We start from the raw sequence: 25,369 nt of genomic DNA, 5'->3' as shown, positions 1-25,369 counted from the left end.
AGTTATGACGATTACGTTCGAACCGGAAGAGATCCTGCAAACAATCGAAATGGTAAGAAATGAGAACCTGGATATCCGTACGATTACGATGGGAATCAGTCTCTTGGACTGCGTAGACCAAGACCTGAAACAAATGGAACAGAAAATTTATGATAAAATAACACAATCAGCACAACATTTGGTTACAGTAGGGGACAAGCTTGCTGCCCGCTATGGCATTCCTATTATCAATAAAAGAATTTCCGTTTCTCCCATAGCCATTGTTGCGGCCCATCTGGACCCGGAAGGCATGGTAAGAGTCGCTAAAACCCTGGATAGGGCTGCGCGCGAAGTGGGAGTTAATTTCCTGGGAGGGTTCTCCGCCCTGGTGCAAAAAGGACTGACAACAGGGGACAGGGCACTTATGCAGGCAATTCCGCAGGCACTGGCCGAGACTGAAACCGTGTGTTCTTCCGTTAATGTCGGTTCAACCAAAGCTGGAATCAACATGGATGCTGTAGCTGAGATGGGAGAAATTATTCTCGAGAGCGCTCGCCTTACCGCCGCACAGGACGGAATCGCGGCGGCAAAGTTAGTTGTTTTCTGCAATGCGCCTGAAGACAATCCTTTTATGGCAGGGGCTTTTCATGGGGTCGGGGAACCAGAACGTGTAATTAATGTAGGGGTGAGCGGTCCGGGAGTTGTGGCTCATGTCGTCAAGAGCAACCCTGACGCTAATTTCGGAGAATTAGCAAACCTGATCAAAAGAACAGCTTTCAAAATCACCCGCATGGGAGAGTTAATGGGGAGAGCAGCATCGGCAGAATTAGGAGTGCCCTTTGGGATTGTGGATCTGTCCTTGGCTCCGACCCCGGCAGTAGGGGACAGTGTGGCGGAAATCCTTGAGTTTATGGGGCTTGAGCGGGCTGGAACCCATGGGACAACAGCAGCGCTGGCTCTCTTAAATGATGCCGTAAAAAAAGGAGGAGCCATGGCATCTTCTCATGTAGGGGGATTAAGCGGAGCGTTCATTCCTGTTTCCGAGGATGCCGGAATGGTCAGGGCTGTGGAAGCCGGTGCCTTGACTTTAGACAAGCTTGAAGCCATGACTTGTGTCTGCTCGGTAGGGCTCGACATGATTGCCATCCCTGGGGATGTGAGTCCGGAAACAATCTCCGCCATTATCGCAGATGAAGCGGCTATCGGTATGATAAATAAAAAAACAACCGCCGTCAGGGTCATACCGGCCATTGGCAAGAAAGCAGGGGACAGAGTGGAATTTGGCGGCTTGCTCGGTGGGGCACCGGTTATTAAGGTGCACCCCTTTTCCTCAAGCCAGTTTGTGCGTCGCGGTGGGCGCATTCCTGCGCCTATAACCAGCTTGTCTAATTAATAAAATTCCTAAGGTAATTAGTGCCAACTCAGTCTACTTTTACGGGTTGTTTACTTAGTGATTATAGATGGCAGCGATTTTGGGCGATTAAAGCGTTTTTTGGTCAAAATCAACTTAAAAACAATATTTTATAATTGGCTGGATTCTATTTTGGGGTTAAGCTTAATAATGAATATAACATAAGGTTTTTGCAAAAAACAGTTTGTAGTGTAAAATATGTTTATGTTATTTATCTTCCTTGGGATTATGGAGCGCTATTCTAGTGCACTCTATGACATCTGAAGGCGGGCCTAAGAATCCGCTAAGGGCATACCGATGAAGTTCCTGGTGGTGGCTTTCGACGCCCAGTTGAGGGTTGCTGCTGGGAGTTAAGAATAAGGGGGATCCACAATGGCATGTGGGCGCTACCCTTATTCGTGGAGGCCTAAGTGCGTGGCTTGTAAAAGTTACGGCTTAGGGTATGAACCTGCATTAGGAAGGAACTTAGTGCAGTGTAGCCTGCTTTGAGTGGGGAAGTTGGGAAGGCAAAAGGGATTGAAAAGTGTTGGCCGACACAATTCAATCTGCCGGAAATTCTTGCCTGCAAAAGAGGCTAAGGTGTCAAAAAAGTGTTAAGGAAACTTCTAGAGTGTAAAGCAACAGGGACTGAAGTGCGGACTGAGTGGCGATCAAGTTCTGAGCGTGGCGACACCTCGGGCTGAGGGAAAGGGGAAACCGCCCCGCGGGAAACTGCGGGGAACTCAGTGGGAAAACCTACTTGACCTAAGCCGCAATATTGACTTGTTGTATCCTATCATCCCAGGAGCAACACCTCTCATTTAGGAGAGGTGTTTTAATTTTTTATGGATTTTTTATGTTATTTGACATATTATGTTGCATATACTGCTTTTACTATACCTTTTTCTCAAATTTTACCTTGTTAAGCAAGCAGGATTTTTGTGCTTTGTCTCGAATTCTTATTAGGACAAGAAAAAGCTGAATCCGGATTTATCCGGAGCGGGGGATATTTCCTTGGGGTGAAGCGCGTGTGAGCGCGCCGGGTCTTACACCTTCCTGCCCGAACCCGTCAACTAACCTCGTAAGCTCAGAAGGGTGGACAATTTAGTGTATTCTGGACGAATCTGGCTGGGGAGCGTTGCTCTTTCAGGCGTGCTTCTGTTTGGCAGCATGCCGGGATTAGGCGCTGTTCCTACAGCAGCAGCCCAGCTTGGGCCGGCTTTAAGCTCAACCCCAACTATGATCGGGACACAGGCTCCGGTTGTGAGCAAGCAATTGGAGTTTACAGCCAAGAACGTGGCAACCATAGCGTATAGCAAAGCGGCAGTTAAACTGGAGTCGACTCAGGTACCCATCCCTACCCAAGCTTCAACTCCAACGAAGGCACCCACAGAAGTGAAAAAGGCTGTACCGCAAAGGCCTGTCCAGGTTGCCAAAGCTGAACCTGCCAAACAGGTATCGCGCGGAGGGGGTGCCAATACTTTCGATATTGTCACCACAGCCTTGAGCCTTAAGGGAGTACCGTATGTTTTCGGTGGCACCAGCAGAAGCGGCTTCGATTGCTCCGGATTTACGCAATATGTATACAAGGCGTCTGGGATTTCCATTCCTCGTACTTCTTATACACAGTTTAACAGCGGAAGTTCCGTGAGCAAGCAGGATCTGCAGCCAGGCGATTTGGTGTTCTTCACGACATATTCCAAAGGAGCTTCTCATGTGGGGATATATATTGGGAATGGCACGTTCGTGCATGCTTCTGACAGCGGGGTGCGCACCACGAGCTTAAATGAAAGCTACTATAAAAGCCGTTATCTTGGCGCACGCAGGGTTAAATAATGTGAACCGCACAAAAAAAGGGCGATTTTATCGCCCTTTTTTTGTGCGCCGCAATGCATAATGCTTGCCGCAATGTATGTTTATACACGTAAGTGTGTTTGTAAACGTGAAGTCGGAGAACCCTGCTTACGCTTCGCTGAGCCGTCTTTTGTCCTTATCTTTGTCCTTATCTTTGTCCTTATCTTTGTCCTTATCCTTGTCCTTATCCTGACGCAGCCTGGAAGAATGGGAACCTGCACTGTCGGGCGTAGTACCCGCATCTTCCAGCAAGTGGCTGGACCCAACGAAACGCGCTCCTTGTTCAATCTTTAATTGCTTGGTATAAATATCGCCGTAGAGGCGGGCGCTTGCAGCCAGTTCCAAATTCTCGAAAGCTTTGACATCTCCGCGTACTTCTCCGGCTATGCTGACAGCCTTACCTTCGAGATTGGCCTTAACTTTGGCCCCGGAGCCTATCGTCAGTTCTCCCCCGGCTTTTATCCCTCCTTCTACTTGCCCGTCAATACGGGCATCTCCTTTGATTGTGAGAGTTCCTGTGATTTCACAGCCCTGGGCGATAAATGTTATGTCAGTACTAAGGCGGGAGGAGTTCTTGTTAAACAATACTGATCACTTCTCCTTTGCAAAATCTGTAAAATTAAGGGGATCCGTATTCTCGCCGTTGATAATTACCCCGTAGTGTAGATGTGCGCCGGTACTGCGCCCGGAATTTCCGCTTAGGGCAACCACATCCCCTTTGTTAACCTTTTGCCCATTTTCGACTAAGAGACGGGAATTATGACCGTAAAATGTGACAATCCCATTGCCATGGTCAATATTAACCCTACGTCCGTAGACGTTGTCCCACCCGGCAAAAACCACTGTGCCGCTGGCAGTGGCCCGAACTTCTGTTCCATAATTGCAGGCAATATCAATCCCGCTGTGAAACTCTTTTGTCCATCTGCCAAACGGATTTTTCCTGTATCCGAAAGGAGACGCGATTTCTCCGTCAAGCGGAAGCATGGTGGGAGTGTGGTCGAGCTGGTTCTGCTGTGCCAGTGCCACTGAGTGATACTGCTGGAAACGTTCGAGTTGAGCTTGAACGATATCTGCGTTAAGGTCGATGGAGCGGGAAGGGACATAACTTTGCGCAGCCATGCCAGGAGTGCGCTGTGCACTAAGCTTGGCGGGCTGAATTTTGAGAAGGGAAGATATTTCTTGTTCCAGCGTGTCAATATGGTCGAGGTTTTGCGTGATTTGTACATTTTGTTCAGTCAGGTGCCCTATTTCTTGATCCTTGGCCTTCAACTCCTCATGTAGGCGGTCAATTTGCGCGAACTCCTGGGCGTGCGCTTTTATGTAGTAGCTTTGATAAAGGTCATGAGCAACAAGAGTACTTAGGAGCAAGGCAAGCCCCAGGCTTGTCCCTATGAGCAAGCGTTTGCCGCGCACAGAAAAACGGAACTGGCGCGCAGGCGCATGCCCGTCCGGAATAATCAATACTGTAAACTTACGCACTAATCTTTCTCCTCCATGTGTACGTTATTATCTTTGTGGCAGCCACGGCACCGGGGTATAGTGGGAGCATTCCCCCCCCGGAGCAATGGCGGGGTCAGGCTTAAGGTTTTGAATATAGCTGTCTGATGAGCTGCAGTTGCCGGTACGCTTGAAGTAACATTGACGGCAGATCTCGACGCGGTAGTTAAGAATCATTACGTTCACTCCTGTGAAAATGATCGAACACAGCCTGGGCCGCGTTTAAGGGCAGTCCTGCGCCATGTAGCTCTGCCATTGAGGCTGCCCGAATGTTGTCCAAAGACTGAAAGGAACGCAGGAGAAGCTGGCGGCGGCGGGTACCTATGCCTGGAATTCCGTCTAATTGCGATAACACCATGTTTTTGGCACGCTGCTGCCGGTGGAAAGTTACGGAAAAACGGTGGACTTCTTCCTGAATCCTGGCCAGAAGGTGAAAAGCACTTTCATCTAAAGTAAGCAGCCGCCCTTGGGCGTCAAGGAGCCCGGCTGTGCGGTGGCGGTCATCCTTGACCATACCTGCGACCGGAATATCCAGCTTAAGCGTGGAGAGTGCTTCTCTGGCCGCACTTATTTGTCCTTTCCCTCCGTCCACCAAAATCAAGTTCGGCAAGGGCATGCCCTCAGAGGCCAGGCGAGCATACCTGCGCCCTATAGTCTGGTTCATGGCCGCTGTGTCATCACGTTGTGCCATCTCCTGGATTTTGAACTTACGATAGCCTGAGCGACACGGCTGACCGTGCAGGAACTGAACCATGCCGGCGACTGGGTGTGTGCCGGCGGTATTGGATATGTCGAAAGCCTCAATTACGGCAGGGGCAGATATGTTAAGGCTCTGGCCCAGAGCCCCAAGTGCCTGTTCTGCTTTTTTGTGTGCGAGTCCTGCCAGGGCTTTTTCTTCTTCTAAGGCAGTTTGCGCATTTTTAATTGTCAATTGCACCAGCTCACGTTTTTTCCCTTTGCGTGGCACCGTAACCGGGAACAACTCTTGCAGCAGAGAATTTGTAAGCTCCGGGATCAGGATCTCTTTAGGCCAGACGGTATTCTCTGTGTAAAATTGGGCCAGGAACGAGATGAAAGCTTCTTCAGCCTCTTCATAATAAGGGAAAATAAAACTGTCCCGGGCCAATAATTTTCCCTGGCGCAGATAGAAGATCTGGATGCACATCTGGTCTTCGAGCACGGCATACCCCACGACATCGCGGTCGACGAAGTCTGTTAAGGTGATATTTTGTTTTTCCCCGAGACGCTTTAAATCTTCAATGAGGTCGCGGTATTCCATGGCCCGCTCAAATTGCAGTTCGTCAGAGGCTTTAAGCATTTTGGCTTCAAGCCAGCGGATAACCCTCTCCTGTCCGCCCCGTAGAAAAGAATTGACATCTTTCAGGATCTCCTCGTACTTGGGCGCAGAGACTTCCTGGACACAGGGTCCCAGGCACTGTCCCAGATGGTAATATAGACAGGGTCGCGCCGGAAGCTGGCGGCATTTGCGTAAGGGGAACAGGCGGTTTAAGAGCCGAGCAGCCTCCCTGGCTGAACCGGCGCTAGGATAGGGACCGAAATATTTCCCCTTTTTGTGGTCTATCTTTCTGGTTACGAGCATGCGCGGATGTTTTTCATTAGTGATCATTATATAAGGATAAGTCTTGTCATCGCGCAAGAGGATATTATATTTTGGATTGTGTTTTTTGATTAAGTTGCATTCTAATATGAGGGCTTCTGCTTCAGACTCAGTGATTATATATTCAAAATCTGTAATCAGGCTTACAAGCTTCTGAGTCTTGCCATCGTGGGACCCGGTAAAATAAGAACGGACCCGGTTTTTTAACACCTTGGCTTTCCCAACATAGATGATGTGGCCGTCCGTATTTTTCATTAGGTAAACACCCGGTTTTTCCGGTAACAAGCTGAGTTTTTGACGCAGTATCTCCATATTGTGCACACCCCGCTTGTTCTTTATTCTAGTTGGTTTGGGCCGGGGATGCAAGTTTAGAAACATAACGCGTATAATCTTCTGACAGGGTTTTGTATTTTAGGGTTTGGGGGGGAGAATTATGCCAAACTCCTGGGGGCGTCCGCCCCGCACGGAAATCTGGCAGGATCTGCAGGCGTTGGCTCTGTGGGTGGTAATCATTGCCGTGGCCGGTTACCTGCTGTTTCCGAATTTCTTTAAGGATGTTTATAGCAAAGTGAGTGAACCCACACAAGAGACGAGCAGTCTGGGGGAAGTAACCCTGCCGAGTACTTCCCCTACCGGTGACACCCTTGATTCCCAGCTCTGGAATCTGCCGAGCTTCCCAAGTGTCAGCAACTCGCTGTATGATGGCAAAAGCGAAATTTCAAGCGGGTACTGGGTAATATTTGTCGCGGACGGGGAGTTCCAGCAACTGGCGGTCAACAGTGAATCCTACGCTTTCTTGCTGCGTTTGATTGAAAGTGACAGTAAAGCGACCGTCAAGAATACGGTAATTCTCGCAGCCAATGGACAAATCCGCAAGTACATTGTCAGTGACGAAGTGTATGTGGTTATCACCAATATGAATGTCATCGACAGCCGTGCCCGGGGAGCCTAAATGCAATGGGTTAACGGAACAGTAGTTTGGCACCGGCGGCGAACAGCCCGATCCCGAGGAGCTGCCACAGGCTCCAGTGCAGCCTTTGCACACCGAACCAGCCAAAATGGTCAATCAGGACTGCAGTGCCCACTTGTCCGATAATAATGGCAGTGGTGGCATTGCAGACTCCGATTTTAGGAATGCTGAGGGCTACGAGCCCGACAATGATCACGCTCAAGACCCCGCCCAGGTATAAGTACCAGGGAATACCCTGCCAGAATGAGCCAAAAACGGGGGAGCGCCGCGTGAAGACTGCAGCCAAGGCCACCACGGTCCCGATAATATGAACAATTAAAGTCGCTATCAACAAATTCGTCTTTTGGCTCAAGGCTGAATTAATAGTGCCTTGAATAGCCATAGTGACGCCTGAAATAGCAGCGATTATAAAGGGCAAACTTAGAAATTTTGTCATGTTCAAACCTCCTGCTTATATTTATGACTTTTTCAAAGATTTTACATGGACAAGTTCCCCAACTCAGCTAAGATGTATCAGTATTCCTTTAGCAATTGAAGGGGAAAATTAAACTGTAAGACAAAAAGTTTGAAAGAGGTGGCGTCATGGAAATCGATTACAGCCTAGTTCAACGTGCCCAGATGCTGCTAAGCCTTGACCATTCGCTTACACAGGTAAGGGATATTCTAATGAGGGAAGGATATCCAGATGACCAAGTGAATGAGTTGATCGATGCCACCGAAGAAGTATTAAACTACCTTGTGCCTCCAGAGTATGACGAAAATAAAATCGGGATTGATATTATCCACCCGGGAGAAAAGATTCAGGGAAGAAAGCCTTCAGTTGATATCCTGCTCGATAAAAGAACCGGGAAAATGGATCTCATGACGCCGGAGTTACAAGAAACCTGGCGGGTAGCCAACGAGATTCGCAAAGCCGTAAAAGGCCAACGCCAGTACATGCCAAAATACTTCCACTGAAAAATAATGGGAAAAGGGCTTAACTTAAGAAGTTTTTTAAGTCCTTTCTTTTTTTATGTGCTCCTGGGAGACGCTTCTTTATTCTTTTCTGTACGAACTAAATTTATGTTATAATTAAAAACTGATAATGTTTTGCTGGCAAAAAGAAAGAAGGTAGATCCGGTGATTTCCAAAGGCCTTGAAGAAATTTATGATAAAGTTGCAAGCAAGGAGCGCTTGAGCAGGGAAGACGGGCTTAAGCTTCTGCAAACCGACAATATTTTAGGGTTGGGATATCTGGCCAATGAGCAGCGGCAGCGGGTGGCAGGAGATGAAGTGTATTATAACAATAACGCACATATAAATTACAGCAATGTCTGCAAAGTGCGGTGCGGTTTTTGTGCATTTGGCAAAGATAAGGGGGACAAGGGTTCCTACACCATGAGTGTCCCGGAAGTTGTGGAGAAAGCTAAGCATTTCGGGGCTTTGGGAGCGACCGAAATTCATATTGTCGGGGGAATTCACCCGGACCTGCCTTTCAGTTATTATTTGGATTTGGTAGAAAAAGTGAAAGAAGCAATTCCGGCAGTCAGCATTAAAGCTTTCACCGCCGCCGAGTATGATTACTTCGCCGAAAGCGAAGGAGTCCCAATAGCTAAGATTCTTGATGAGTTTAAGCAAGCAGGCCTTAGTTTTATTCCCGGAGGAGGCGCGGAAAATTTCAGCCCACGTGTGCGTGCCCAAATCTGCCCCGGAAAATTAAGCGGTGAGCGTTGGCTCGAAATTCACCGTACGGCGCACAAACTAGGAATTCCGTCCAATGCTAATATGCTCTATGGGATTATCGAGAGTGATGTAGAGCTTATTGACCACTTGGTGCAGCTGAGACAACTCCAGGATGAAACCGGCGGGTTTTACGCCCTTATTCCCACAGCCTTTCATCCCCGCCATACTCAATTTGAACATATTACCCAGGCCAGTGCCTTACGCACACTTAAAGTCATTGCTACCGCCCGCCTGCTCTTGGATAATTTCCGCTATATCAAGGCTTATTGGGTTTCGTCAGGGCTGGCAACGGCGCAAATGGCACTTACTTTTGGCGCTAATGATTTAGACGGAGTGGTACGGGAAGAGAAGATTTACCATACGGCCGGAGCTACGAGTCCGCAAATGCAGACTGAGGATGAATTAAAACGCTTAATCCGCGAAGCAGGATTAATTCCGGTGGAACGAGACACCTATTATAATGTAATCAGACGCTACGTTTAAAAGGGATGAAGAAGATGAGTTTACTCTTGGCCCAAAAGTTAAAAGCTTTTGCCAAGAAATCCTTTCCTGCGCTCGAACACGCCCCTTTTCGCTGGTTCTGGGGAGGACAGGTCATTTCATTAATCGGCACTTGGACGCAAAATGTAGGCCAGGCTTGGCTTGTCCTGCAATTGACTGATTCCGCTTTTTTGCTGGGGTTGGTCAGCGCTCTTCAGTTTCTCCCGATGCTGCTCTTTTCCCTTCATGCCGGGGTCTGGATTGACCGTTTGCCAAAACGGAGGATCTTGATCCTGACCCAGGTTACCTTGATGATTTTAGCCTTTTTGTTGTCGATTTTGGTCGGGAGCGGCAAGCTAGAGTTCTGGATGCTGGCTCTAATCGCATTTGTGCTCGGGATTGCAAATACTGTTGATGTGCCTGCCCGTCAGTCTTTTGTGATTGAATTAGTGGGGAAGGAACATTTAACGAACGCGATTGCGCTTAACTCGGCGATTTTTAACGGAGCGCGCCTCGCAGGCCCGGCTATCGCCGGGATTATAATGGCCCTGTGGGGAGCTACTTTGTGTTTTGTTATTAATGGAATTAGTTTTATTGGAGTAATCCTGATTTTGGCCTTTTTACCTGCGATTCCGCAAGGGCGGTCAAAGCCAAAGCCTGCGCGCCAGCCTGTGTGGCCTGAAATTAAGGAAGGATTGCTCTATATCAGGAAAACGCCGCCGATTTTTTTTAGTATCCTGATGATAGGGGTCTTAAGCCCTTTGGCCATGAACTTTAATGTGCTCGTGCCGGTGCTGGCGAAAATGGAACTACATCGGGATGTTCTGGGCTACGGCCTGCTCATGAGTGCCATGGGTCTGGGTGCAATGTTGGGCGCTCTTACCGTAGCCACGCTCAGCAAATACGGCCCGAGCGCTCCTTTGCTCTTAGGTGGAGCAGGGGGCCTAGGAGTTTTTTCAATCCTACTGGGGTTGCAAATTAACTTCTGGGCAGCTGCGTTCATGCTGGCGTTGATGGGGTGGTGTATGATCATCTTTGCCGCCTCAGCTAATTCCCTGATTCAGATGACGGTCGCCAACAGGCTGCGGGGACGGGTGATGAGCGTATATTCACTCGTTTTCGGGGGCATGACTCCAATTGGCAGTTTTTTTTCCGGTAGCATGGCTCATTTTTGGGGTGCGAAGAAAACTTTTATGTTCAGCGGGCTGCTTGTACTCGTGTTTCTTGTGCTAATTTTGCCGCGCCAGCGTCAGTTGCAGGTAAGGGCGCGCTAAGGGGAGAAATGTCGTGCGCATTGGGGTACTGTCTGATACTCACATTATGAACGGAAGGGGATTGCCGTCATCAGTATGGGAAACGCTGGCGGAGGTTGATCTTATTCTTCATGCCGGAGATCTGACGTCCGCTGAATTTTTAGCGGATTTGATGACCCTGGCTCCGGTGCGGGCGGTGAAAGGAAACTGTGACGGCTGGGATATCCAGCTTCCTGAGCGGGACATTGTGGTGTGCGACGGAGTAAGGATTGGCCTGATTCACGGTCACGGCGGTGCGCGCGGGAGCACTCCGGAGCGGGCTTATAAGGCTTTTGCCCATGAAAGTGTCCAGGGGATTGTGTTTGGCCACAGCCATTCTCCGTATTTAGCCAGAGAAAATGGGATTCTGCTCTTCAATCCCGGCTCCCCCACGCTTAAGCGCCGGGAACCGCAGTATTCATTCGGCCTGCTCGAGATTGTCAGGGGAGAGATTGAGGCCCGGCATTATTATTTTTGATGGTGGGGAATGGTATGAAATACCGAAAAAATAAAGTAAAACGCGAACACGGGATAATTGAGGATGCTTTGCTCTGGCTGGAGGAACTGGGACGGCACCCGGAGGTCACAGACATCATCCCGGGAGTGATCGAAGTAAGCCGTTCGCCCGAGCGCGGGATGGTTTACAAATACGAGACCCACACCGGGTGTAAGCTTTTGCTCAAGAGCAATGGGTCAGTGCAGGAGGCATTTGTAGTTACGAAGAACCCTGCCGCGGTTAGGGAATGGGTAGAGAGCAACTTTCCTCCCGGACCTAAAGATCCTCGCCCAGATGCCGGGACAAGGGCAAGAAAAACATCAGAGTCTAAACTAGGCACTGAGGGCGAATCGGCTGCTGTCAGTGCCAAAGGTTTTACTACAGATAAGAAAATTGCCAAAGCTTCTAAAGAGTCAGGAGGAAAGAGTCGGAGTCAAAAAAAATTAGGCTCGCATAACTCAAGCTGGAATTTGGATGATAAACATAACTTGCCTGTGACCGATTACGGCCTAACTCTAGGGGATTTGGATTCTCCTAATCTGGGGGAAATGCTCAAGCCCACTACTCGGCAAAAGCTGCGGGCTTTGCAAAAAAATCTCTCATCGAAGAAAAAAATTTAGTACATAAAGTGGAGTAGACGAGTAAAACTAACATTAAAGTCTGATGCGAGGAGAACTACTATGGAAAGCTCGTTTGAAACACTCAATCAAATTCTCATGGGAGAGCATATTGCGATCGAACAGTACCAGGCTTATATCGACGGTCTGCCTGCAAGCCCATTACGTACCCACTTGGTTGCAATCTTGACTGACCATAAGAAACACGCTTCCCGCCTGGCCTATTTTATTCAGACTAACGGCGGACATGTCCGAGAAGGAACGGGACTTAGCGGGACCTTGGCCCGTTGGAAAACTAAACTGCAGCATATGCGGGAGAATGAACCGCTCACCATGCTGGAGACTCTCTATTCCGGAGAGGACCAGGGGTTGGCCAAAGCCGAAGAATTGTCAGGCCATAATCTAAGTGCTTCTGAACAAGAAATTATGGCAGGGATCTTCGAAGATGAGCGCAGTCATCTTAAACAGCTTGAGAGGCTTAAAGAAGATTTGCTGCAGTAAAGTCCCGTCAATCTGGTCTAAGCATTATCTGCTTGCAAATAAGACTAGGATGTAAAAAGCAGCTGTTCAGCCGCTTTTTACATCCTAGTGCTTTTCTAAATCTAGTGCTTTATGCATCCTTTTCCTGTATCTTTTTGGCTAAGCGCCGCCGAGCCAAAATCTCAGCCACTTTGCCACTGTCTCCCAGGACTACTCCGCCGAGCCGCCAATCCCGGAAAGTTTGCCAAAACTGTTGTTCTGAGATGCGTCTGGTGTATCGTTCAGATTCTTCATCATATGGCCAAAAAACGTCTACCCACATAGTGCCTTTGTTGGTAAGAACTAAAACGAAATGTACTAATTCCGGATTAGGAGATTCGACATCACGCATTAGGATGTGTGACCGACCGCTTGGAAAATCTGTCCGCATGTAAACTAGCTTCATCACTATCCCCCTTTTGCGCCCAACCTTGAGGAAGTCTTTTCATTATTTCTAGTATAGCATGAAATGAGGGAAAAAACGAATTGAACTTTTGCTTTGAAAATACGCGGTTGGGCTTATGTAATTATTTTACTGGCAGGAAAGCCTGAAAAAGATATCTTCGCACCATAAATTATGCAATGCGTCAGGTGAGAGTTCCAAGTATGCGCTGTTTATCCCTGGCACATAATAGAAAAGATAAATTATGGATCGTACTATCAAAGCAACCTTTGATAAGCGCGTGCTAATTTTCGGGTAACGCTCCGCCGGTCATCCGGGGCAGCAACCTTAAAAAGAGTGGAGTTCAGGCGATGTACGGGCATAATACCCATTAGGGCGTTAGTCATGAATACTTCCTCAGCCTGAAGGAGTTCTTCGAGGGTAAACTCTCCCTCATGGAGCGCAAGCCCAAGCGTAGAAACTAGGCGCAGGACAATCTCCCTACGGGTTCCGGGAAGGCAGCCGCACTTCAGGTCAGGGGTAAAGAGTTCGCCATTCCTTATAAAGAAAAGATTGCTCATGGTGCCTTCGCTTAAGTAACTTTTACTGTTAAGCCAAAGCCCTTCGTCACATCCCAGGCGGAGGGCTTCTTTTTTGCCCAAATAATTCTCTGAGTAGTTAACTGTTTTGGTTTTAGTTAAAGGAGAATACTCATTTTTGCGCCATGGCAGCAGCTGGAGAGATATTCCGCTCAGGTACTGGTCTGAGGTATAAGGGAGCGCGCGCGTGCCTGTAAACAGGCGTGGCTGTTCCCCGTGCTCGGGCGAGCCCCCACTCAGGGTTAAACGCAGGGCGTAAGGTACGGGTGAATTCCCCTGTTTGCACACAGAGTCGGATATCGCCCCAGCTACTGTTTCATACGGAGGAAGGTCAAGGCTTAGGATTTTGGCTCCGTTTTCAAGCCTTTGCCAGTGTAAATCTAAAAAAGATGGGCCTTTGGGGGTAATGAGCATGGTTTCAAACAGGCCATGCCCGAACAAGAAAAGGCGGTCGGTGGACGCGAGTGTGATTTCAGGCATGAGGCAGAACTCCTTTCAGGACTTTGAAGAGTGCCTGCGCTTTGCTCAGAGTCTCTTCATATTCCAGTTCCGGGATAGAATCGGCGACGATTCCCCCGCCCGCATGCAGGTATGCCTGTCCGTCTTTGAGGATAATGGTGCGGATAACAATGTTCAAATCCCAGGCTCCGTCAAAACCAAGGTACCCGATGCTTCCTGTGTAAATTCCGCGTTTAAATGGCTCAAGCTCATCGATAATTTCCATGGCCCGGATTTTGGGCGCACCTGTAATAGACCCACCAGGGAAAATTGCGTGTAAAATCTCCTTCGGCGTTAGTTCGCTTTGAAGCTGGCCGGTAACAGTGGAAACGAGATGCCAGACAGTCGGATATTTTTCGAGTCGAATTAGGTCGGGTACCCGGACCGTCCCAAAACGGGAAATGCGGCCAAGGTCGTTGCGCTCCAGGTCAATGATCATGGTAAGTTCAGCCCGATCTTTCTGACTGTGCCACAGTTCTTCCGCCAGTGCACGGTCTTCACGGTCTGAACCTCCTCGCGGCCGTGTTCCTTTAATCGGGCGGGTTTCGATTATCCCATCGGGTTCAATTTTAATGAAGCGCTCAGGAGAGCTGGACAGAATCTGAAAGTCGGGGTAGGGAAGAAAGGCTGCAAACGGAGCTGGGTTATAATCATGAAGATCGCGGTAAAGCTGCCAGGGATCACCCGCAAAAGGCAGGGAAAAGCGCTGGGTCAGATTCGCCTGGTAAATGTCCCCCGCATAGATGTACTCGATCACGTGCTTAAGGTCTGACAAGTATTGTTTTTTCTTGACACTTAAGGCAATGGGCCGTGGATGTACCTTCACCTGCTCTGGCTCGGGGGACATTTCTTGTTTGTTAGAACCTTGCTGTTCAATGAATCTTAGAGGCACAGCGGATTTTTCTTGTATAATGGACATATTTTTTGCGAGAGGAAGAAAAGGAAGAAGAATTTCTTTTAGTTTACTTATGCGCTGATACGCCAGGAACTCTGAACATTCCCCTTCCTCAGTTAGGCCGCAAGCGGCAAGGTGGTAGAGCTTATCAAAGTGATCATAGATCAGGATGCCGTCATACCACCCGAAACGCCAGAGCGGCAGGGCAAGGTCGTCCTGTGCCCGCTGCGGAAGTTCTTCCAGCTCATCTTTTAGATCATAGCTGAAATATCCTACAGCCCCTCCGGCGAACGGGAATAACGGTGGGGAAGGAGCGCGAAACTTAGCTGTGAGCGAGTTCAAGATATCTAGGCTCTGGTTTGTGGTGGCGGGGAATATCTCTTCCTGTCCGCGTACGAGCCACTTGATTTCCGTGCGGTCAGGGTAAGCACTGGCGATCACGAACGGATCAGCACCGAGAAAGGAGTAACGCCCCAGCTCGCCGTAGTCTTCCCCGCTGTCGAGAAAGAATGGATAGGGAGTGGAATGCAGGGCGTGAAAAAGCTCGCGGGGAGGAAGGGCAAGAGACAACGCTTCAAGCTTCCACGGGGAAGGAGCTTGGGCCTGCAGCCAAGCGCGGGCGTTCGTCAGCGCGTTCTGGAGCAGCTTGTGTCCGGCTGCAGTCAGAATAGCTTCGGGATGGAACTGCACACCCTCAAGCGGCAAAGTGCGATGACGAATGCCCATGATTTCGCCCTCGTCTGTTTCGGCAGTGATCTCCAGGGCGGCGGGAAAGCTGGAACGTTCAAGTACCAAAGAATGATAACGGGTTACCGTAAGCGGATGGGGTAGATCCTGGAATACCCCCTGGCCATCATGTTTAACCGCGGCTATCTTGCCATGAACAGGGAGGCGGGCCCGCACGACTTGGGCACCGAAAACCTGGCCAATGGCCTGGTGCCCTAAGCATACGCCCAAAATCGGGATGTGCCCGCCGAAAATACGGATTACTTCTAAAGAAAGTAAAGCCTCATTCGGAGTGCAGGGTCCGGGGGATATCACAATCAACTCCGGGTTAAGGGCTGTGATGTAAGCAATGCTACATTCATCGCGGCGCTTGACAACCACATCTTCTCCCAGTTCCCCGAAATACTGGTAGAGGTTAAAGGTAAAAGAGTCGAAGTTGTCGAGAATAAAGACCATTTAGCTGCTCCTTTGTTGCAGGATCTATTCTTTATCAGGCTGTGCTTTGGCAAGCATGTCCAAGAGGTCATTCAAAGCTGAACTGAGGTTGGTATTGGGGATGCCTTGCACAATCAAAGTATCGTTAATCGTTACCAGGCCGAGCCTGGGGCCATCAACTTCGATTTCAAGGGATTTGACGTCCATCTTAACTTCTTGGTCGTCGATCATTAAGAACATTTGTTTGCTTTCCGGAAAATCAGCCCTGAGTACGGTACTATCCTCAGCTTTGGCGGTGGGTGTTGAAGTGGAAAGATCAGCCAGGACAAATGAGGACTCGAGCAAAAGTTTTTGCATCACAGCCATATTGGAATTCCAAGTGAGCTTAAGCGGGTAAACCTGACTCGTACCTGCGGCCGAGTTAAATACGATAGTATATGAATTGTCTTTCGTCAAATATGGTTTAGCAGCACATCCGGTCAGTAGCAGGAAAGACAAAAACAATGTTAATCCCCATAAAACCCATCTGGGCCGGAACAGCAATTTCCGAGGCAAAGAGCAGACCTTCTTTCCCATTGTTTATTAACCCAATCCATATTACTATTCGCTCTCTTCTGCAAAAATCCTGCCCTCGTTGATTCTCCGAGGCAAAATGTGTACAATGACTGCAGGAGAGGGGAGAAGTTTTTGCGCGAGCCTATAGTGGTCTTAGATGTTGAAACAACAGGATTAGACTTTGACCGGGATGAAATCATCGAATTTGCGGCTTGGCGGATTGAAGAGGGAGAGCCTGTAAGCTCTCTTAATTTCCTCGTGCGTCCGCGGCAGGAAGTTCCACCTAAAATACTTAAACTTACAGGGATCACGGCGGCAGAACTTGCCCTGGCTTCCCCTCTGACAGAACATCGGGCTGAGATCCTGGATTTTCTTCAGGGTGTAGTGATTGCCGGACATAATATAGCTTTTGACTTGGCTTTTTTAGAAAGAGCATGCGGACACAATGCGGCAGTGGGAGTATGGGATACCCTGGAACTGGCGCGCATATTTTTTCCCTCCATGCCCAATCACCGCTTAAGCACCTTGGTAGAGAAGCTTTGTTTGAACCGGTCGGCGCAGGAGCGCTGGCACCGGGCCGGTATGGATGCCTGGGCTACCTGGAAACTGTTGCAAGCATGCTGGAATCATGGAGTGCAGCTGGATCAGAGCTTTTATGACCAGGCCGCACCGCTCTTAAGCGGGTGGGAAGGACGCAGTTTTGTGCAGGCTTTGCACAAACACATTGCCCGTACCTTTCCCGACCGTCCGATACGTACCGGCCTGATTTTGGCTGAGTCCCATGCCTGGCCTGATAACAAGCCTAAATCAAGAGTTTCTGCGGACAGAGAATGGGTGATAAACTGTTTTACGCCCGGAGGAATTCTCGAACAAAGCTTGGCCGGATATGAAAGCAGAAGCGGCCAGGTTAAGATGGCCGAGGCCGTGACATCTGCCCTTTCTGCTCCCAGCCATGCCGTGATCGAGGCTGGAACGGGAACAGGAAAATCTTTGGCTTATCTTATTCCCTCCTTGTGGTGGGCAAAGAAGACTGGGAAAAAAGTAGTTGTAGCTACTCACACTATCCCCTTGCAGGAACAACTGTATACAAAAGATTTGCCCCTGTTGGAGCAAGCGCTCCCTTTTTCCTTTCACACCTCCCTCCTTAAGGGCAGGGGAAATTACCTCTGTCTCAAAAAGTGGACAGAGCACCTGGGAGCTGCACCTGAATTCCTCCCTGAAGAAAGGCTGGCGTCTTTAAGTATACTGACCTGGCTGCGGCAAACTGGGAGCGGGGATGTGCAGGAGCTGGCCCGGTTCCGGGGCATTGACAAAATCTGGCCTCGTATCTGCGCTGATACGGAAGGGTGTTATCCAAAGAAATGCCGCTATGCGGGAGTGTGCTTTTTACTGCGCGCCCGTAAGCAAGCTGAAGAAGCGGATGTTATCGTAGTCAACCATTCCTTGCTCTTTTCAGACATGCGGGCAGATTATAAGGTGATACCGGAATATAGGTATCTGGTAGTGGATGAGGCGCATCATTTTCACGAAGTAGCGCTGGAACAGCTGGCTGCAAGGATAAGCCTCGAACAGATTAAACTTATAATGGAAAAGATTTTCCGGCAAGGCGGAGGGGGCTTTTTAGCGCAATTAAAGAACCGCTTGCACAAGCTGGAAGAAATCCTCCCGGAGTTTGACTGGATTCGATTTGGCACGGAAACAGCGGAAATCCCGGATCTCTGCCAAGGAGTGCTCGTACAGGCGCAGGAATTGTTCGAATTTTTGGGGGGGATTGTAGGGAAAGAACAGACCTTGCGTTTGACAGCTTGGCATCGCAGCGAGGGCTGGTGGGGAATATTTGCTGTACAAGCGGAAAACCTGCGTCAGAGGCTGCAGGCAGTAGACGCGAAACTGAAGGTAATATCATCCTTAATTGCTAGGCAAGATGAGGATTTGCTGGAAGAGAATCTTTATGAATTAAGTATGTATTCTTCACACCTAGAAGAGTTTATAGAGGTTTTGTCTCTGATTTTTGAGGAAGAGTCTCCGGAAAGAGTAAATTGGTTGGAAAGTTTCCCAACCCTTAGCTTAAAGTCATCCCCTGTCGAAGTTGCCGGGATTCTTGCTGAAAGAATATTTGCCCGCCTGGAAGCGTCTGTCCTGACTTCTGCTACGATCAGTATAGCGGGTGCTTTTCACCATTTCTTGCGCGAAGTCGGCTTGCCTTTAACAACAAATGCGCTGAAAGTAGAGTCCCCCTTTGATTATGAGCGGCAAATGAGGTTTTTTGTTGTTAATGATCTGCTACAGGAGGCGGCACAGGCAGCCAATTTTATTGCGGGGGTGGCCGAGCTTATGAGAGGAAGAACCATGGTGCTCTTTACTTCCCACAGTTTTTTGCGGGAAACGCACGGGTTCTTGGTTGAATGTCTGCGGCACACCGGTTTGGAAGTGCTAGGACAGGGAATTGACGGCGGGCGCAAATCAGTTTTAGAACAATTTTTGTCGAATCCGCAAAGTGTGCTCCTGGGAGCAAGCAGTTTTTGGGAAGGAATTGATATTCCGGGAGAATCTCTTTCCTGTGTAATTATAGTTAAGCTGCCATTTTGGCCGCCGACGTTGCCGCTGATACAGGCCCGGTCCGAACTCCTGAATTCTCGCGGGCTCAATCCTTTTCGGGATTTTCTCTTGCCTGAGGCAGTCATCCGGTTTAAACAGGGGTTTGGGCGGCTGATCCGTTCTAAAGGTGACCGGGGGATTGTTATCCTGCTCGATTCCCGGGTAATTCAGAAAAGTTATGGCGCGGTTTTCCTGTCCTCTCTGCCACTGCGCAAGCACGTGCGCGCGGAGAGAAGGCAAGTCTTGGCCGGGGTTGAGTCCTGGCTCAGCAATTCCCTGGAAAATGCAGTGCTTTTCTAAATACGTTAAAGATGGTAAACTAGATACAATTAGTATGAGGGGGTCTGTGCCAGGTGAAATTTCCTATTGCTCGTGACAGCTGGCCTTATGTAACGGTTTTAGCTGTTTTGTCCGGAATCACGTACTTGATTTGGCCATGGCTCGCATTAGTTCCTGCTGTTTTATTTTTATTTGTAATTTATTTTTTTCGGAATCCGGAGCGCCGGATTCCGACGGATGAGACAGTTTTGGTGTCCCCTGCCGATGGTGTGGTGATGGACATTGAAAGGGTGCTTGAAGACCGTTTTCTCCAGGGTGAAAGCATTAGGATCCGAATTTTTCTGAGCTTATTTAATGTTCATATTAACCGCGTCCCAATGTCCGGAACCGTAGTCTACCGGGATTACCGCCCTGGGCAGATGCTGCCAGCTTTTAAGAGCCATGCTTCCGAAGTCAATGAAAAAAACTTTGTTGGAATTGAAAACTCACAGTTGCGGATTTTGGTCACCCAGGTAACAGGGTTTGTAGCCCGCCGCATTGTTTGCTGGGTTAAGACTGGAGATCAAGTGGAGCGGGGAGAGCGCTTCGGCCTTATAAAATTTGGTTCATGTACAGAACTTTTCCTGCCGCCGCATGTGGAAGTGGCAGTAAAGCCCGGAGAAAAAGTGGTTGGGGGAGTAACAGTGATGGGGTTGGTGAAAGAAAATGTACGAGAAACCAATTAATGCCCAAATGATCCCGAACATTTTTACTCTGGCGAATTTGGTTTTTGGCTTTTTATCATTAGTGTGGACTTTAGATGGAAAGTTCAAGCTTGCAGCCGGTATGGTGCTCTTGGCAGTGCTCATGGACAGCCTGGACGGCAAAGTCGCGCGTAAGCTTGCCGTCAGTTCGGATTTTGGTAAAGAACTTGACTCTTTGAGTGATTTGGTCTCTTTTGGGGTTGCTCCAGCTATCCTGACTTATCGCTTGTTCTTGCAGGACTTGGGTGGGTGGGGTCTGGTCATAGCGGTTTCGTTTGCAGTTTGCGGCGCGATCAGGCTGGCCCGCTTCAATGTCTTACATATTACCACTCATTTTCTAGGAGTGCCGATTACTTTTGCCGGGGGCTTCACAGCGTTGTTAATCTTATTTCATAGTACAGTGCCTTGGATTGTTTATCCTGTTAGTATGGTGATTCTTTCCGGTCTGATGGTTTCTTCTATTCATGTGCCTAAGCTGGGGAAGTAAGTTAAGAAGTAAGTTAAGAAGTAAGTTAATGGGCTAAAATACTCTAATTTTACGTAGATTGCCCTGGAAAAAGTCCCAAAGCGTTCATAAAACGCACTACAAGGGGACTTTTTTCTTTATGTAAAGCGCTATGCAAGGTTTGAGATCAGCAAAAGAGTAACCCCTGCGTGTCTCGTGGCATATAGTAAGGCACAAACATGTGCATGGGGGGAAGGAAATGGATAACCAACAAGTTAACTGGGCTAATGTTGGAGTTCGTATGGTTCAGGGCTTGACTACGACCATTGATGCTATCCGCCAGTTAGACGTGCAGGAAGCATCCCTAGTGATGAGGTTGCTCGGTAAGACTTGTACCAAAATGATGCAAGACGGAGTTGGACACCAATTCGGAATTGCTATGATTGAGACGAGCGGCCAATTAGCCATGAAGGAGAAATTAGTTCTCGAAGATGTCTTGCGCATAATTACTTCGATCATTGGTCGGCTTTACCTGACTGCCAGTACTGAGGAAGAGCGTCGTCTCGTGGCCCAGCTTGAAGAAGCAGTTAACAATTACCATTTAACTTAACGGACATTCGTAAAGGGGTCAGCATAAAATAGCTGTGTAAGGACTTAAAGGGGGTGCTTGAGATGAAGATCTATTACGTTCGCTTACCAGAATTTATACTTAATGTTTTAAGAAAAGTTTTTGGATAGTGTCATTAATTTGGGGTTTCCCTCCTACAATTAAGTAAGGACAAGTGTCAGAAGACATGAAAATCAGGAGGGAAATCATGCGCCACAGCCGTTATGTTTGGGTCATAGGATTAATTCTCATTGCGTTTTTAGAGATGATGGCTTGGGAAAGCCCTCAGGTCGTCTGGACTACCTTAGCTGACCCAGGGTACAATGATTCAGCCCGTACCACAGTACAGCATTTCTGGAACCTAATGGATGCGCGGCAGCTCGACCTGGCCCAGAATTTGTTCGCGGAAAACTCAGACCAAGCTTTGACTGAGTTCCGGAACTGGCAGGAACATCTAACCACAGATCCTTTTTTGTCAGTCCAGAGATTGGAGTTTGTCTCGACGGACGATCCTCAAAAAATTGTAACCCGTGTTTACTGGAACTCTCTAAATCCGGTAACCTTCCACTTCGCTTTGCAGAAAACGAATGAGAGCTGGCGAATTATCCAGATGCACAGAACTGACGGACTCTCCTTGGTTGGGGGGAACAATTATGGAGAGTTTCTTAGGACTTAGCCTTGACCCGTTGCCAGGAAAGGATGAATCAACGGCTAACCGCTTGCCGTTGCGCTTGTATGCGGGTTTGTTCTATCTGTTGGTAGGAACATGCTTCTATTTTTATTTTAGGTAGAGTTCGTTAAGCCGCTTGCAACTTGTGAAGCGGCTTTTATTTATTCTTTATTTTTGGCAAGTTAACTCCTTTTGCATCCTGTGGCGTGATGAAGTTTTTGGGAATATATTTGCGCTAAAAGGTAAAAACTGTTGGCGAGATGTGCGCAAAATCACACTAGTGGGCGTTTTTATATGATAGACTTGGTGTCAGAGAAAGGAGGAATTTATCATGGCGCAGGAACATTTAGAGCAAGAATGCGAACATTGTGGAACCAGCAGTGAACTTACCCCCGTTATTACTTATATATTTCAGGGAGAAGAGAAACACGTGTGCACCCATTGTTTGCCAATGCTCATTCACGGTTAACAACGGCTTAGGATAATTACAATAAAGTTCAATAGTTAAGGAATTTGTATGCGGATAGGTGATGACATGAGTTTCACACTTGATATGAAACTTAAGGATATTATGGCAACAAACCCTAAGACAGTAGATGCTATGCAAGAAATGGGCTTACACTGTTTGGGCTGCCCTTTTTCAGTTAATGAGACTTTGGCCAATGCTGCTCAGATGCACGGACTTGATGCCAATGACCTTTTAGCAAAAGTTAATTCAGTCGAGCAAGGGGAAATGTCTCCGGAGGCAGCCGCTAATGCTCAGCCACCAGGTGCGATTCTCCAAATGGATAAAAAGACTTATGCCATAGCTCCTCACATTCCTGCAGGGGTAGCAACTCCGGAAATTCTGCGGAAAATTGCTGATGTCGCGGAAAAATATAAAGCTGCGGCAATAAAGGTTACTACCGCGCAGCGGATAGCGATCGTAGGGCTCGACCCGGCAGACGTCCCCAAGGCCTGGGAGGACTTGGGCATGGATCCCGGACACGCAGTCGGGTTGTGTGTACGCAGTATTAAGGTATGTCCGGGCAGTACTTTCTGTAAGCGCGGCTTGCAGGAAACCCTGGAACTCGGGCTGCAACTTGACAAAAACTACCACGGGATGTCCCTTCCTTCCAAATTCAAGATCGCGGTGGCCGGCTGCCCGAACAAGTGCACAGATGCTGCGACCGTCGATTTGGGCCTGATGGGCACAAGCAAAGGGTATCACCTTTATGTCGGAGGAAATGGCGGAGTCAAGCCCCGAATTGCCGAGCTCCTTATCGAAAACTTGCAGCGGGAGCAAATATTGTCGGCAGTCGAAGCTGTAATCCACTATTATAAGGAAAAGGCCAAACCCCAGGAGCGGCTTGGCCGCCTCTTGGACCGGATTGGCAAAGAGGAGCTACATTCAGTGGTAGCACAGGTTATAGCATAACAGTGATTAAGCAGGAAAACAGGGAAAGCGGATGGCACTCCATCCGCTTTTCACTAAGTAGATTACCGGCTAATGAAGGGACTTGTTCACCGGATACTAATTATCACTGACGTGAATTGCACTTACCGGACAACTTTCAGCAGCTTCATTGGCTGATTCTTCAACTTCTGAGGGCACAGGGTTGACATAAGCTGCCGCTAAGCCATCATCGTCCATTTGAAATACCTCGGGACAAATTGACGGGCAGGCCCCACAGCCTATGCAGGTATTCTTATCAACTGCAGCAATCATTATAGAACCTCCTTTTAGTTAGCTGATTAGTATTTTTTCCCGTTCAGGCTGGGATATACACTTAGATAGGAGTGTGGTTTTGCCAGACATGTGCATACGGCTGGCGAAAATGACGACCTCGCTAACCTCAATAAGATTTACAACTGGGCTGTTCTAAACGAGGACCATAATTTATCTATCAGGTGGGAAGAAAGATGGAACAAAACTATGACCAGCGCCAACTCGAAAATTACCTCAATAAGTGTGTCGCCAGCAATGAACCTGCCAGTTTGCTAATTGCGGGTAATCCTCCCACGCTGGCAGAGGGTATAATTGCGACAATTAACAGAGATAGCCAAAGCATGACCTTAAATTCAGGGTTGGAATTAAAATGGGAAAGTATCTTGGGTTTTCCCGAGGAAGGATTATGAAGGCAGCAGTTGTGGCGGCAGGTCATGCGGTCAGGAAGTTTGATAATTATTAACGGTAAGAGCTCTCCCTATTTCGAACTAAGCGAAGAGGAAAGGTTAAAAATCATGCAGGGTTACTTCAATAATTGTTTAATCGCGATTGCAGGCTATGTTTTGCTAAAGCCTGATTCTCCTCTCCCGAATTCGCCTTCTTTCGGATTAAAAGAAACTAGCTTGTGAAAAAAAGCGGAATTTGCGCACTAAATATTTACCAGTATTATCCATGAAGCCTATTGATTGGCGTAAACTACCGAATGGACTGTTATTTTTCGTTACCTAATTTTTTACGATTTCGACATAGAGGCTAACGTATAATATGATCATCGGTCGGAATGAGAAAAAAATAGCTTAAATAAAGTTTCGCCGTCCGGTAAAAACACTTAAGGCGGGATGATGGCAGAATGGGAAAGAAAATCAAAATCGTTGTCGCGGATGACAACCGGAGTTTATGCCAAATGCTTCAGGATTACCTGCAAAGTCAGGATGATCTGCAAGTAATTGGGCTGGCCTACAACGGGGTTGAGGCTTGGGATTTAATTCAGACACACGATCCGGATTTAGTAATAATTGATTTGGTAATGCCCAGCTTAGACGGCTTAGGAGTATTAGAAAGGATCGGATCCCGTACAACCTCACCAAGGCCAAAAGTAATTATGCTAACTGCTTTTGGGCAAGAGTCATTAACTCATCAGGCTATGTTGCTAGGTGTGGATTATTTTATCCTTAAACCATTCGACTTAGAGATTTTGAGTAAGAGAATCAGGGCACTCACGCAAGAAAACGCAATGCCTGTAGGTACTTTTACATCTTCTCCAGCTCCGGTTACTACGGTAGGGAACACAGTCAACTTAGGGGCGGAAGTAACTTCCATGATGCATCAGATTGGAATTCCGGCACATGTCAAAGGGTATCAATACATACGTGATGCAATCCTGATGGTGGTTGAAGATGTTTCCCTCCTGGGTGCAGTTACCAAAGAACTCTACCCCGCAATTGCCAAAAAATATGACACTGCCCCCAGCCGGGTAGAGCGGGGAATCAGGCATGCGATTGAACTTGCTTGGGAAAGAGGCCATACGGAAACATTAAAACGAATTTTTGGGTATTCGATGAATATTGAACGACAAAAACCGACCAATTCTGAGTTTGTGGCTTTGCTTGCAGATAAGCTGCGGGTAATGAGCAAAGTAAGCTAACTCACTTTTAGCGGATAGTTCCCTCCGATGAAAGAAACCTAGGCTTGAGCACGATCCTGCTGCTCATGAATTTCCTGATAATTATGATGGCTCCTCATCCCTAACCCGGAGGGGGGCTGTTTTTTTAGCACTCCGTGCTAGATAAAAGAC

The 25,369-nt window shown here is 48.2% G+C and carries 29 protein-coding genes and 1 riboswitch; of the genes, 19 read left to right on the top strand and 10 right to left on the bottom strand.

Going from position 1 to position 25,369, the window contains the following annotated elements; translation table 11 throughout:
* The first annotated feature begins 4 nt into the window (after positions 1-4).
* Both ACYQ2N_RS21995 and ACYQ2N_RS21990 read left to right on the top strand, forming a co-directional pair.
* Entirely contained in the window at positions 5-1,372 is a 1,368-nt protein-coding gene (locus ACYQ2N_RS21995; RefSeq protein WP_460001577.1) for a PFL family protein, read from the top strand.
* A gap of 963 nt (positions 1,373-2,335) precedes the next feature.
* Positions 2,336-2,472: riboswitch (cyclic di-AMP (ydaO/yuaA leader) on the top strand.
* 4 nt (positions 2,473-2,476) lie between these two features.
* Complete coding sequence (locus tag ACYQ2N_RS21990) at positions 2,477-3,205, top strand: C40 family peptidase (RefSeq protein ID WP_460001576.1); 729 nt, start codon at positions 2,477-2,479, stop codon at positions 3,203-3,205.
* A 126-nt stretch (positions 3,206-3,331) separates the two neighbouring features.
* Here ACYQ2N_RS21990 and ACYQ2N_RS21985 read toward each other — a convergent pair whose 3' ends face one another.
* From ACYQ2N_RS21985 to uvrC, 4 genes are read right to left on the bottom strand one after another with little or no spacing between them, the layout of a single operon-like run.
* A complete protein-coding gene (locus ACYQ2N_RS21985; RefSeq protein WP_460001575.1) occupies positions 3,332-3,808 on the bottom strand; it encodes a bactofilin family protein in 477 nt (158 codons plus the stop codon).
* 6 nt (positions 3,809-3,814) lie between these two features.
* A complete protein-coding gene (locus ACYQ2N_RS21980; RefSeq protein ID WP_460001574.1) occupies positions 3,815-4,702 on the bottom strand; it encodes a M23 family metallopeptidase in 888 nt (295 codons plus the stop codon).
* Between the two features lie 27 nt (positions 4,703-4,729).
* Complete coding sequence (locus ACYQ2N_RS21975; protein ID WP_460001573.1) at positions 4,730-4,897, bottom strand: hypothetical protein; 168 nt, start codon at positions 4,895-4,897, stop codon at positions 4,730-4,732.
* A complete protein-coding gene (gene uvrC / locus ACYQ2N_RS21970) occupies positions 4,887-6,704 on the bottom strand; it encodes an excinuclease ABC subunit UvrC (protein ID WP_460001776.1) in 1,818 nt (605 codons plus the stop codon). Before uvrC ends, ACYQ2N_RS21975 begins: the two co-directional genes overlap by 11 nt.
* 67 nt (positions 6,705-6,771) lie before the next feature.
* Here uvrC and ACYQ2N_RS21965 point away from each other — a divergent pair, with 67 nt between their 5' ends.
* Positions 6,772-7,290, top strand: a complete 519-nt coding sequence (locus ACYQ2N_RS21965; RefSeq protein ID WP_460001572.1) for a hypothetical protein — start codon at positions 6,772-6,774, stop codon at positions 7,288-7,290.
* Between the two features lie 10 nt (positions 7,291-7,300).
* Here ACYQ2N_RS21965 and ACYQ2N_RS21960 read toward each other — a convergent pair whose 3' ends face one another.
* On the bottom strand, positions 7,301-7,744 hold the full coding sequence (locus ACYQ2N_RS21960; RefSeq protein ID WP_460001571.1) for a DMT family transporter: 444 nt from the start codon (positions 7,742-7,744) through the stop codon (positions 7,301-7,303).
* A 146-nt stretch (positions 7,745-7,890) separates the two neighbouring features.
* On the opposite strand from ACYQ2N_RS21960, the gene ACYQ2N_RS21955 reads away from it, so the two are divergent.
* The 6 genes from ACYQ2N_RS21955 (at position 7,891) to ACYQ2N_RS21930 (ending at position 12,416) form a co-directional block, all read left to right on the top strand.
* The gene (locus ACYQ2N_RS21955; protein WP_460001570.1) at positions 7,891-8,265 is read left to right on the top strand and encodes a hypothetical protein; all 375 of its coding nucleotides are present in this window, start codon (positions 7,891-7,893) and stop codon (positions 8,263-8,265) included.
* Between the two features lie 162 nt (positions 8,266-8,427).
* Complete coding sequence (gene mqnE, locus ACYQ2N_RS21950) at positions 8,428-9,513, top strand: aminofutalosine synthase MqnE (protein ID WP_460001569.1); 1,086 nt, start codon at positions 8,428-8,430, stop codon at positions 9,511-9,513.
* A 14-nt stretch (positions 9,514-9,527) separates the two neighbouring features.
* A complete protein-coding gene (locus tag ACYQ2N_RS21945) occupies positions 9,528-10,784 on the top strand; it encodes an MFS transporter (protein WP_460001568.1) in 1,257 nt (418 codons plus the stop codon).
* A gap of 13 nt (positions 10,785-10,797) precedes the next feature.
* Positions 10,798-11,280: a metallophosphoesterase family protein gene (locus tag ACYQ2N_RS21940; RefSeq protein ID WP_460001567.1), complete on the top strand. Its 483-nt coding sequence runs from the start codon at positions 10,798-10,800 to the stop codon at positions 11,278-11,280.
* Between the two features lie 14 nt (positions 11,281-11,294).
* Positions 11,295-11,918: a DUF2103 domain-containing protein gene (locus ACYQ2N_RS21935; RefSeq protein WP_460001566.1), complete on the top strand. Its 624-nt coding sequence runs from the start codon at positions 11,295-11,297 to the stop codon at positions 11,916-11,918.
* Between the two features lie 60 nt (positions 11,919-11,978).
* On the top strand, positions 11,979-12,416 hold the full coding sequence (locus ACYQ2N_RS21930) for a DUF2383 domain-containing protein (RefSeq protein WP_460001565.1): 438 nt from the start codon (positions 11,979-11,981) through the stop codon (positions 12,414-12,416).
* A 109-nt stretch (positions 12,417-12,525) separates the two neighbouring features.
* On the opposite strand, the gene ACYQ2N_RS21925 is transcribed toward ACYQ2N_RS21930, so the two are convergent.
* From ACYQ2N_RS21925 to ACYQ2N_RS21910, 4 genes are all read right to left on the bottom strand, one after another.
* Positions 12,526-12,840: a hypothetical protein gene (locus tag ACYQ2N_RS21925; protein WP_460001564.1), complete on the bottom strand. Its 315-nt coding sequence runs from the start codon at positions 12,838-12,840 to the stop codon at positions 12,526-12,528.
* A gap of 254 nt (positions 12,841-13,094) precedes the next feature.
* Complete coding sequence (locus ACYQ2N_RS21920; protein ID WP_460001563.1) at positions 13,095-13,895, bottom strand: aminotransferase class IV; 801 nt, start codon at positions 13,893-13,895, stop codon at positions 13,095-13,097.
* Entirely contained in the window at positions 13,888-15,990 is a 2,103-nt protein-coding gene (gene pabB, locus ACYQ2N_RS21915; RefSeq protein WP_460001562.1) for an aminodeoxychorismate synthase component I, read from the bottom strand. Before pabB ends, ACYQ2N_RS21920 begins: the two co-directional genes overlap by 8 nt.
* 24 nt (positions 15,991-16,014) lie before the next feature.
* The gene (locus tag ACYQ2N_RS21910) at positions 16,015-16,473 is read right to left on the bottom strand and encodes a hypothetical protein (protein WP_460001561.1); all 459 of its coding nucleotides are present in this window, start codon (positions 16,471-16,473) and stop codon (positions 16,015-16,017) included.
* A 183-nt stretch (positions 16,474-16,656) separates the two neighbouring features.
* On the opposite strand from ACYQ2N_RS21910, the gene ACYQ2N_RS21905 reads away from it, so the two are divergent.
* The 8 genes from ACYQ2N_RS21905 to ACYQ2N_RS21870 all read left to right on the top strand — a co-directional run bounded on the left by ACYQ2N_RS21905 (position 16,657) and on the right by ACYQ2N_RS21870 (position 23,283).
* Positions 16,657-19,422 (top strand): helicase C-terminal domain-containing protein, encoded by a 2,766-nt coding sequence (locus ACYQ2N_RS21905; RefSeq protein ID WP_460001560.1) that lies wholly within the window; start codon positions 16,657-16,659, stop codon positions 19,420-19,422.
* A gap of 53 nt (positions 19,423-19,475) precedes the next feature.
* Positions 19,476-20,126, top strand: coding sequence for a phosphatidylserine decarboxylase family protein (locus ACYQ2N_RS21900; protein ID WP_460001559.1), 651 nt, complete (start codon positions 19,476-19,478; stop codon positions 20,124-20,126).
* Positions 20,107-20,631 carry a CDP-diacylglycerol--serine O-phosphatidyltransferase gene (gene pssA / locus ACYQ2N_RS21895; protein WP_460001558.1) on the top strand — a complete coding sequence of 175 codons (525 nt, stop codon included), beginning with the start codon at positions 20,107-20,109 and terminating at the stop codon, positions 20,629-20,631. The genes ACYQ2N_RS21900 and pssA overlap by 20 nt, the downstream gene beginning before the upstream one ends.
* Before the next feature lie 217 nt (positions 20,632-20,848).
* Positions 20,849-21,199 carry a recombinase gene (locus ACYQ2N_RS21890; protein ID WP_460001557.1) on the top strand — a complete coding sequence of 117 codons (351 nt, stop codon included), beginning with the start codon at positions 20,849-20,851 and terminating at the stop codon, positions 21,197-21,199.
* A gap of 205 nt (positions 21,200-21,404) precedes the next feature.
* Positions 21,405-21,872, top strand: coding sequence for a hypothetical protein (locus ACYQ2N_RS21885; RefSeq protein WP_460001556.1), 468 nt, complete (start codon positions 21,405-21,407; stop codon positions 21,870-21,872).
* Entirely contained in the window at positions 21,850-21,987 is a 138-nt protein-coding gene (locus ACYQ2N_RS21880; protein ID WP_460001555.1) for a hypothetical protein, read from the top strand. The genes ACYQ2N_RS21885 and ACYQ2N_RS21880 overlap by 23 nt, the downstream gene beginning before the upstream one ends.
* Before the next feature lie 210 nt (positions 21,988-22,197).
* Positions 22,198-22,335 carry a hypothetical protein gene (locus tag ACYQ2N_RS21875; protein WP_460001554.1) on the top strand — a complete coding sequence of 46 codons (138 nt, stop codon included), beginning with the start codon at positions 22,198-22,200 and terminating at the stop codon, positions 22,333-22,335.
* A gap of 66 nt (positions 22,336-22,401) precedes the next feature.
* Complete coding sequence (locus tag ACYQ2N_RS21870) at positions 22,402-23,283, top strand: DUF1858 domain-containing protein (protein WP_460001553.1); 882 nt, start codon at positions 22,402-22,404, stop codon at positions 23,281-23,283.
* A gap of 96 nt (positions 23,284-23,379) precedes the next feature.
* Here ACYQ2N_RS21870 and ACYQ2N_RS21865 read toward each other — a convergent pair whose 3' ends face one another.
* Complete coding sequence (locus tag ACYQ2N_RS21865) at positions 23,380-23,574, bottom strand: ferredoxin (protein ID WP_460001552.1); 195 nt, start codon at positions 23,572-23,574, stop codon at positions 23,380-23,382.
* A 194-nt stretch (positions 23,575-23,768) separates the two neighbouring features.
* Here ACYQ2N_RS21865 and ACYQ2N_RS21860 point away from each other — a divergent pair, with 194 nt between their 5' ends.
* Both ACYQ2N_RS21860 and spo0A read left to right on the top strand, forming a co-directional pair.
* Complete coding sequence (locus ACYQ2N_RS21860; RefSeq protein WP_460001551.1) at positions 23,769-23,984, top strand: hypothetical protein; 216 nt, start codon at positions 23,769-23,771, stop codon at positions 23,982-23,984.
* A gap of 440 nt (positions 23,985-24,424) precedes the next feature.
* Positions 24,425-25,219 (top strand): sporulation transcription factor Spo0A, encoded by a 795-nt coding sequence (gene spo0A / locus ACYQ2N_RS21855; RefSeq protein ID WP_460001550.1) that lies wholly within the window; start codon positions 24,425-24,427, stop codon positions 25,217-25,219.
* Positions 25,220-25,369: the final 150 nt, after the last annotated feature.

This window comes from Paradesulfitobacterium aromaticivorans (assembly GCF_054657415.1).
Note: the sequence above shows the minus strand (reverse complement) of the source record. Positions and strands in the feature narration are given on the sequence as shown.

What these genes read in the sequence shown, in the direction of transcription:
- ACYQ2N_RS21995 (WP_460001577.1), top strand. Translation starts at nt 5, where the DNA reads ATGACGATTACGTTCGAACCGGAAGAGATCCTGCAAACAATCGAAATG.
- ACYQ2N_RS21975 (WP_460001573.1), bottom strand. Translation starts at nt 4,897, where the DNA reads ATGATTCTTAACTACCGCGTCGAGATCTGCCGTCAATGTTACTTCAAG.
- ACYQ2N_RS21965 (WP_460001572.1), top strand. Translation starts at nt 6,772, where the DNA reads ATGCCAAACTCCTGGGGGCGTCCGCCCCGCACGGAAATCTGGCAGGAT.
- ACYQ2N_RS21960 (WP_460001571.1), bottom strand. Translation starts at nt 7,744, where the DNA reads ATGACAAAATTTCTAAGTTTGCCCTTTATAATCGCTGCTATTTCAGGC.
- ACYQ2N_RS21955 (WP_460001570.1), top strand. Translation starts at nt 7,891, where the DNA reads ATGGAAATCGATTACAGCCTAGTTCAACGTGCCCAGATGCTGCTAAGC.
- ACYQ2N_RS21945 (WP_460001568.1), top strand. Translation starts at nt 9,528, where the DNA reads ATGAGTTTACTCTTGGCCCAAAAGTTAAAAGCTTTTGCCAAGAAATCC.
- ACYQ2N_RS21935 (WP_460001566.1), top strand. Translation starts at nt 11,295, where the DNA reads ATGAAATACCGAAAAAATAAAGTAAAACGCGAACACGGGATAATTGAG.
- ACYQ2N_RS21930 (WP_460001565.1), top strand. Translation starts at nt 11,979, where the DNA reads ATGGAAAGCTCGTTTGAAACACTCAATCAAATTCTCATGGGAGAGCAT.
- ACYQ2N_RS21925 (WP_460001564.1), bottom strand. Translation starts at nt 12,840, where the DNA reads ATGAAGCTAGTTTACATGCGGACAGATTTTCCAAGCGGTCGGTCACAC.
- ACYQ2N_RS21920 (WP_460001563.1), bottom strand. Translation starts at nt 13,895, where the DNA reads ATGCCTGAAATCACACTCGCGTCCACCGACCGCCTTTTCTTGTTCGGG.
- pabB (WP_460001562.1), bottom strand. Translation starts at nt 15,990, where the DNA reads ATGGTCTTTATTCTCGACAACTTCGACTCTTTTACCTTTAACCTCTAC.
- pssA (WP_460001558.1), top strand. Translation starts at nt 20,107, where the DNA reads ATGTACGAGAAACCAATTAATGCCCAAATGATCCCGAACATTTTTACT.
- ACYQ2N_RS21890 (WP_460001557.1), top strand. Translation starts at nt 20,849, where the DNA reads ATGGATAACCAACAAGTTAACTGGGCTAATGTTGGAGTTCGTATGGTT.
- ACYQ2N_RS21885 (WP_460001556.1), top strand. Translation starts at nt 21,405, where the DNA reads ATGCGCCACAGCCGTTATGTTTGGGTCATAGGATTAATTCTCATTGCG.
- ACYQ2N_RS21880 (WP_460001555.1), top strand. Translation starts at nt 21,850, where the DNA reads ATGGAGAGTTTCTTAGGACTTAGCCTTGACCCGTTGCCAGGAAAGGAT.
- ACYQ2N_RS21875 (WP_460001554.1), top strand. Translation starts at nt 22,198, where the DNA reads ATGGCGCAGGAACATTTAGAGCAAGAATGCGAACATTGTGGAACCAGC.
- ACYQ2N_RS21870 (WP_460001553.1), top strand. Translation starts at nt 22,402, where the DNA reads ATGAGTTTCACACTTGATATGAAACTTAAGGATATTATGGCAACAAAC.
- ACYQ2N_RS21865 (WP_460001552.1), bottom strand. Translation starts at nt 23,574, where the DNA reads ATGATTGCTGCAGTTGATAAGAATACCTGCATAGGCTGTGGGGCCTGC.
- ACYQ2N_RS21860 (WP_460001551.1), top strand. Translation starts at nt 23,769, where the DNA reads ATGGAACAAAACTATGACCAGCGCCAACTCGAAAATTACCTCAATAAG.
- spo0A (WP_460001550.1), top strand. Translation starts at nt 24,425, where the DNA reads ATGGGAAAGAAAATCAAAATCGTTGTCGCGGATGACAACCGGAGTTTA.